Raw genomic sequence first — 7,242 nt, forward strand, 5'->3', positions numbered from 1 at the left:
AGCTAAGGTATCAAGCCCAACCATAAAATTATAATGAGGAGATACTTTCTTCCACTTATTTTCAAATAATAGATTTAAGACTCCCTGATCCCCATAAACTTCTTGATGCTTTTCTGCAGTCAACTCTAAAAGATTTTGACAAATATTATCAGTTTTCCACTTATGAACATTTACCATCATCATCCCTGCATTAAAAATATTTTTATACCACCCATCTGGAACGGCGATTATATAATTTTCTTCAAAATCTTTCTGAAATAACAGATCTATATTCCCATGAACAACCATATCACAATCTAAATACAAAGCCCTATCTTCTTTTACAAATTCTGCAATAAAATAGCGAAAATAAGTCATATACTTGATGTGTTTATCAGGAGTAGAAAAATGCTTTACTTTTTCTGCATCAATTTTTATATTCAAAATTTCACAGTTTATTTCCTCTAGTCTCTTATCCATCAGATAAAACCACTCTTTGGGAATATCTTCATTAAAAATATAAAATTTCAAGTCTCTATTATGGTAACAAATAGATTTAATAGTTGTTTCCAATTTTTCTCGATAATTATTATCTGCTCCTAAAACGATTGCTTTTTTTGTACTCATACTCCACTCATTTCCAGATTAATTTCTTTTCTTTATAATCAGATTCCTATCTTGATAAACCACACTATTTGCTGGAACATCATCGCGAATAAGACAGCCTGCTCCTATAATGGTATTATCCCCAATAGTCACTCCTTTTAAAATCGTGACATTGCTTCCTATCCAACAATCTCTTCCAACTCTTATTGGCGCTGTGGTCCACTGCCATTTTTCTATCTTTTCAGCGGTATAAATATGGTCATGATCATAAAAACGGACACCTTCCCCCATCATGGTACCTACCCCGATTTCAATTCTCTCCATACAGTTAAAACTACAAGAGTTATTGATAAAAACACCATCATGCAGTATTAACTTACCAGAAGAAACATGAAAATTTTCAAAATTTCTGCAGATGACATTGGCTCCTACAAGCAAGTTTGCCTTATCATCGATTTGAAATACATTCCAAGTCCCATCTTGGATGATTTTTTCTTGATGATTGGTGTAGACTCTGACTTCATTCAGATAGTCTCTCACTCTAGAAACCAATTTATCTGGTGTACTTGACAGAAAAACTTCCTGCCCCTGATTTCCATGGGCTGTATTATCAAATGCAAAGACAGGTTTCCCAGTCTGGACAAACTTGGAAACAATAGAATCGACTTCTTGAAAACAATTGATATCTAGTAGAAAGTCACACGTATTGATTAGAAAGTTTAGCTGTTCTTCATTTGTAACCGTTAGGAGACGGACATTATAGTTCATTTCTAAACTACGGATTTTCTCGGAAAACTGGACAGGGGCTGCAATATGAAAACAGATGTTTGGCAAGTTTTCTAGGAGATAATCCAACTGTTCAATCTGATCACTAACCGTCAAAATCAGAGTATCTCCTGATAGATGTTTTTCCTTCATTTGCTTATTTCTCTTATTTTTTCAATCATTGATTGAACTTGGTCAACAGAATATACTTCCTGACCAACTTCGTAGGATTTGGTGTTTTCAAAGGATAAAATAGGTTTCCCAAGTCTTGCAAATTGATTGAGAATTTCCTCTGTTTTTTCACCATGATTAATATCTAAAAGGACTTGACAAGTATCTACCAGTTCGTCATCGACGTCTAGCAAATAATGGATGCCATTAAAAATAGTCACGTTTGGATGAACTATCAACTGTGCTAATTTATCACTGACCATTACTCTAGCTGCTATCTTAAACTGAATGGCTGGTAAGGATTGAATCAATGTTTCAAGTTGTTCAATATGGTCTGAAGCAGTATAAATTAAACAAGCGAAAGGCTCTTTTGTAGGATAGATATGAGACTTTTGTAGTGGATGTAAATGATAATTTTGTCCCAACTCTGTCCATTCTAGATTATGGTAATACCACCAAACATCGCGATAGGTTTGAGCTGCCAAATCCTTCCACGGTTTCCTATGAGAAAGATAATGAATAATAGCAGGATAATCTTGACCTGCAGGTAATTGATAATCAGTGAACTGCTTATGAATGACAATATGATTATAATCAAAGTTCAATTCCAACCATCTATCTTTAAAAAGCATATTCAAGATACTCTGATCTGCCTGATCCACCTTATCATGCCATTCATTGGTCAAATCAATCAACCTTTGAGTCATCTGTTCTTGTTTCCACAGGTCATTATTGATTAAGAGAACACCTGCATTAAAAATTTCCCGACCGAAATAGGCTCTGCCCCCGAAATCTCGAATAGCTGCCAAAGGATAATCTTGTAAGTCTGTAGCAAACAAGTCATCTAAATTTTTCGTTACAACTAAATCACAATCCAAGTAGAGGGCCTTTTCTTCTTTCACGAAATCAGCTACGAAATAGCGTAAAAAAACTGTATAACTAATATCCGTTTTATAACGGGCAATTTGCTCAGACGTCACTCGGCAATTAATAATTTCTGAATCAAACTTTTCCAAGCGCTTATTTAATTGCTTAATCCACTCATTTGGAAAATCACTATTAATCAAATAAAAACGGATTGAGCGATTGTGATAGCAAATGGACTTTATAGTCGTCATGACCTGATCTACATAAGCATAATTTGCCGCGAGGACAATAGCCTTCTTTTCCTTTTGCTCCTGTATTGACAACTGATTTAAAAGAGTTCTTTTCATTTCAAACTCTTTATACGTTGCTGTATCAGATAAGCCACTAACTTGACCATTCGCGAGACTGACTTCCAACATCTGACGATAAACTGCTAAGTGTTCCTCAAGAGGATACCCCATATTAGCTAGTAGAGTAATCCGTTCGGACATAGCATCAACTATGGCATGCATCCACTTTTCTGTCCAAGTCTTTGTAATACTCCCATTTCTCTGGCGATATGCATAAAGACCTTGATTTATATAAACTATTTTTTCAACCAATAAGTATATCTTTTGATTAAAATATCCATCCTCTCCAAGTTTACCTTTATCAAATCGAATATAATCAAATAATTTCGCCTTATAAAGTTTCCCACACGCAGAAATTAATGCGAAATTCTTCATTTCTTTTGATTCATATAAGTTCTCAAAGATAGAAACATTGTCATATACTTTCTCATAGTAAGAGTCCGCACTCATATGAAAATAGAACAGTTTTTCATCTTCATTATATGAGTAGTAATTCCCGACTGAAACATCTGCTTGATACTCGATCAGTTTATCGTATAAAACTTCTACATAATCCGACTCAACCCAATCATCTGAATCAATAAAAGTTACATAGGAACCAGTCATTTTGTCCAGACCTACATTTCTCGCATCTGATAAACCACCATTTTCTTTTTCAATATAAATAATCCGATTATCTTTGCGTGCATACTCTTGACAAATTGCGCCCGAACTATCTGTAGAACCATCATTGACAACAATAATCTCAATATTTTTATATGTTTGTTTTATTACACTATCCAAACACTTATCTAGGTAATGTTCAACATTATAAACTGGTACAATTACTGTAATTTTTTCAGTCATGAAGCCTCTCTCCTTTCCTAATATTATAACATTTTTTACCCTATTTCTCAGCATCTATTCACTTTTAGTATCAAAAAATCCCCTGGATGATTTTTCATCCAAGGGATTCTTCATAAATCGAAATAACAATACTTTCTATGTATTTTTTATCCGATTATTCTTCATCATCACGTTTACGGCGTTTCGCAAACAGACCTAAACCAGTCACAGCTGCCAAAGCTCCTAAAAGTACAGATGATTTGGAAGCTTCTGTACCTGTATTTGGCAATTGCTGTCTTGACTTACCTGCTGATTCTGATGGTGTTTCAGAAGCACTTGTACTTGTTGACGCTGACTCAGAGGCTGAGGTGCTTGCTGAGGCTGACGCACTTGTTGACGCTGACTCAGAGGCTGAGGTGCTTGCTGAGGCTGAAGCACTTGTTGATGCTGACTCAGAGGCTGAGGTGCTTGCTGACTCTGACGCACTTGTTGATGCTGACTCAGAAGCTGATGTACTTGCTGACTCTGATGCACTTGTTGATGCTGATTCAGAAGCTGATGTGCTTGCTGATTCTGAGGCGCTTGTGCTTGCTGATTCAGAAGCCGATGTGCTTGCTGATTCTGACGCACTTGTTGATGCTGACTCAGATGCGCTTGTACTTGCTGATTCTGACGCACTTGTTGACGCTGATTCTGATGCCGATGTGCTTGCTGAAGCTGAAGCACTTGTCGACGCTGAAGCTGAAGCACTTGTCGATGCTGACTCAGATGCCGATGTGCTTGCTGAGGCTGAAGCACTTGTACTTGCTGAAGCTGATGCGCTGGTTGATGCTGAAGCCGATGCACTTGTACTTGCTGAAGCTGACGCGCTAGTGCTTGCTGAGGCCGACGCACTTGTTGACGCTGAGACTGACGCGCTAGTGCTTGCTGAGGCCGATGCACTTGTTGATGCTGACTCAGAAGCTGATGTGCTTGCTGAAGCCGACGCGCTTGTCCTTGCTGAAGCTGACGCACTTGTCGGTGCTGAAACTGATGCGCTGGTTGATGCCGAAGCCGATGCGCTGGTTGATGCCGAAGCCGACGCGCTTGTACTTGCCGAGGCTGATGCACTTGTGCTTGCTGAAGCTGATTCTGATTTATATACTTTGTCAGAAACTGTTTTATCTTGGTTATAAACAGTTGGTGCATACGGTTGTCTACCAGACGCTACTTTAGCATTATCCTTATAGTAGACCGTTGCAACACCATTAGGAGCCACTTCAATACTTGAAATACGATCGCGACCGTTTGGAATCACATTATCATGAGCTTTTCTAATTTCTTCTTTAACTTTTTCTTTATCAGCATCCGTTAAAGCATTCTTATTCTTCACTTCAGTAACAGCGATTGCCGGTTTCTTGAATAAGTTTTCCAATTTATCCTGCTGGACTCCAAAGTTCTCAGAAGTCTTATTCCCACTTGGATCAGTCGCCTCAACCTGACGATTCCATTTATTAGAATCTTTATAAGTAAGATTACTATTTGCAGTAGCTGTCACAGTAATAGTCGTACGATCATCACTAGTCGTTGTAGTAATATTTGAAATATTACCACTACCCCATTCACTTCTACCTTCAAAGAAATCTGTTAAGTCCTTACCATTCCCTTGCATTTTCAATGAAGCAAGTTTACCACTATTATCTTTACCAGTAAAGGTTACCTCAATCTTATCTCCTGCATAGAATTTATAAAGCCCTGCGCTATTTTTTTCCGGTACTTTTCCATTAACCTTAATAGTGTAAGTAACAGTTGGTGCTACATTTTCTTTAGTAATACTCGTAGAAGTTAGGTCAGAAGTAAGAGTCTCTGTGCCTCCAGCAGGAGTCGTTACAATCTTCTCCTGTTTAACCGTTACATCGCCTGTAGGCAACAAGCCATTATTGGTATCAGTAATCCGTTTTAAATCAGACGGTCCAAATGTCACACTTGTCCCAGTAGATGTTTTAGTAAAGGTTTCGGTACCAATGGTTAAAGTGACTGTTGCTCCTGGTATTACATCTGTAACTGTAATACTACGATTCGGCAGACCTCCTTGTAGCTTCACTTGATCATCCGCGATTTTTGGTGGGTTTGGTCTAACTTTGATGGTTACAGGAACGATTGCATGACTATTATCCGCAGTTTGAGCTCCTTTTGGCAAGGTAACTTTAACATTATGAGTATAAACACCTGGATTAGCAACACTTGGAGTTGTTACCCAAGCATAAGTGGTTGTAGTAGCTGGCTCTGGACCACTAGGCATCGGAACCGAAGCAGAGTCTTTTATTGCGTTGCCTGGGTTATCAATAATACCCTCCAAAGAATCTGTTTTACCGACTGTTGTCTCATAAACTTTCTTAGCTACCGGATCAACTACTGTGTACTCAAAAGTTGTCTCGCTCTTCAAAGCACGAGCAGGATCCGACTCAGCTCCAAAGCGACCTGTTGGATAGACGGCTGTCACAGTATAAGTCGTCTTGTGACTTACAGGATCCGGCCACCTTGATTCCTCCTTGGTTGTATACCATACTTCACCAAATTTTTCTTTTCCAACAGCGGTTACCTTTTCTTCACCTGTACCATTTAAACGATACTTATAGAACCATTTAACATCACTGTTGGCCTTCAAATCATTTAGATTTGTATATCCCTCTATATCTCTACCATACGGATTAGCCCAACCTCCGTCGACTCTACTGAGATTAGCTCCTTTCGTTCCTTTAAACGCAAAGAACTTGCCTGTGACTCCGTTCGCGGTTTTTGCCTCAATCTTTGGATAGACATGATAATTAACCGTTACATCATCAAACGAACCATCCGAATATGTGACACGTGCAACAGCACTCTTTGTTCCAGCAGTCGAATTATCAATAGCAGTCTTCCAGGTAACCGTTGCATCTTGTGGTAAAGCTTTTCCACCTTTAAGTTGAACAAAATTAGCTGCATTTTTCAAATCTGCTGCTGTTTCTCCAGCATAGGTATAAATGGTATTCGCTTTCGCAACTGCATTATACTTATCCGTTTGATCCTTAACAACAAACTTGACATAACCTTCATTATTATCAATTTTATTTGATGTGTTCTGGTTATCCGTAGCTACGAGTTTACGTTCAGTTGACGCCCCTTTTGGCAGGCTTTTATTCAGGGTACCTGTCAAGGTAATCGTAGCATTAGCTTGGTTTGTAGTTGAAGTAATGGTATTAGAACGAGTGACACCTGTGAAACCGCCATAGTTAGCAGCAGATCCATTACCAGCGCCATCATCACTTCCATTAACTTTAGTCAACTTCAATGAATTGATTTTTCCAGAGTCATCCGTAGCTTTTAAAGTAATATTTACCGGCTCATTACGATAAAGATAAATTTCTTTTGCTGCCTGATCGTCATAAGGAATGACTAACTTAGGACGTTCATTAACTGTAGCTGACTGTGGAATTGGAGTGCTACGTGTACCATCTTTATAGACGATTGTCGCTTCACCATTATTTGCTACTTCAACTGTATCAATACGGTATGCATCTTTATTATTTTTAGCATATATAGCAGCCGTTACAGCATTTTTCTCATCAGGTGTTAAATTATTCTTATCCACAACAGGCGTGAAGTCAGGATTTTTTATAGCAAATTCTGGTTCATACTTATAACGTTCGTTCAAGGCACG

4 protein-coding genes are annotated in these 7,242 nt (G+C 38.2%); all 4 read right to left on the minus strand.

Annotated elements, in window-relative coordinates; all coding sequences use genetic code 11:
* A partial coding sequence (locus QZ359_RS00560) for a glycosyltransferase family 8 protein (RefSeq protein WP_293951825.1) occupies positions 1-606 on the minus strand: 606 nt, incomplete at its 3' end.
* Positions 607-624: 18 nt separating this feature from the next.
* Positions 625-1,503, minus strand: coding sequence for an acyltransferase (locus QZ359_RS00565; RefSeq protein ID WP_261029777.1), 879 nt, complete (start codon positions 1,501-1,503; stop codon positions 625-627).
* Positions 1,500-3,584 (minus strand): glycosyltransferase, encoded by a 2,085-nt coding sequence (locus QZ359_RS00570; protein ID WP_261074791.1) that lies wholly within the window; start codon positions 3,582-3,584, stop codon positions 1,500-1,502. The genes QZ359_RS00565 and QZ359_RS00570 overlap by 4 nt, the downstream gene beginning before the upstream one ends.
* Before the next feature lie 154 nt (positions 3,585-3,738).
* The coding region (locus tag QZ359_RS00575; protein ID WP_293951830.1) for a Rib/alpha-like domain-containing protein at positions 3,739-7,242 on the minus strand (3,504 nt) is incomplete at its 5' end.

This window comes from Streptococcus sp. (assembly GCF_019414905.1).
In the GTDB taxonomy this organism is placed as follows: Bacteria; Bacillota; Bacilli; order Lactobacillales; family Streptococcaceae; genus Streptococcus.

Coding starts and splice junctions, on each gene's coding strand:
- QZ359_RS00570 (WP_261074791.1), bottom strand. CDS start 3,584: ATGACTGAAAAAATTACAGTAATTGTACCAGTTTATAATGTTGAACAT.
- QZ359_RS00565 (WP_261029777.1), bottom strand. CDS start 1,503: ATGAAGGAAAAACATCTATCAGGAGATACTCTGATTTTGACGGTTAGT.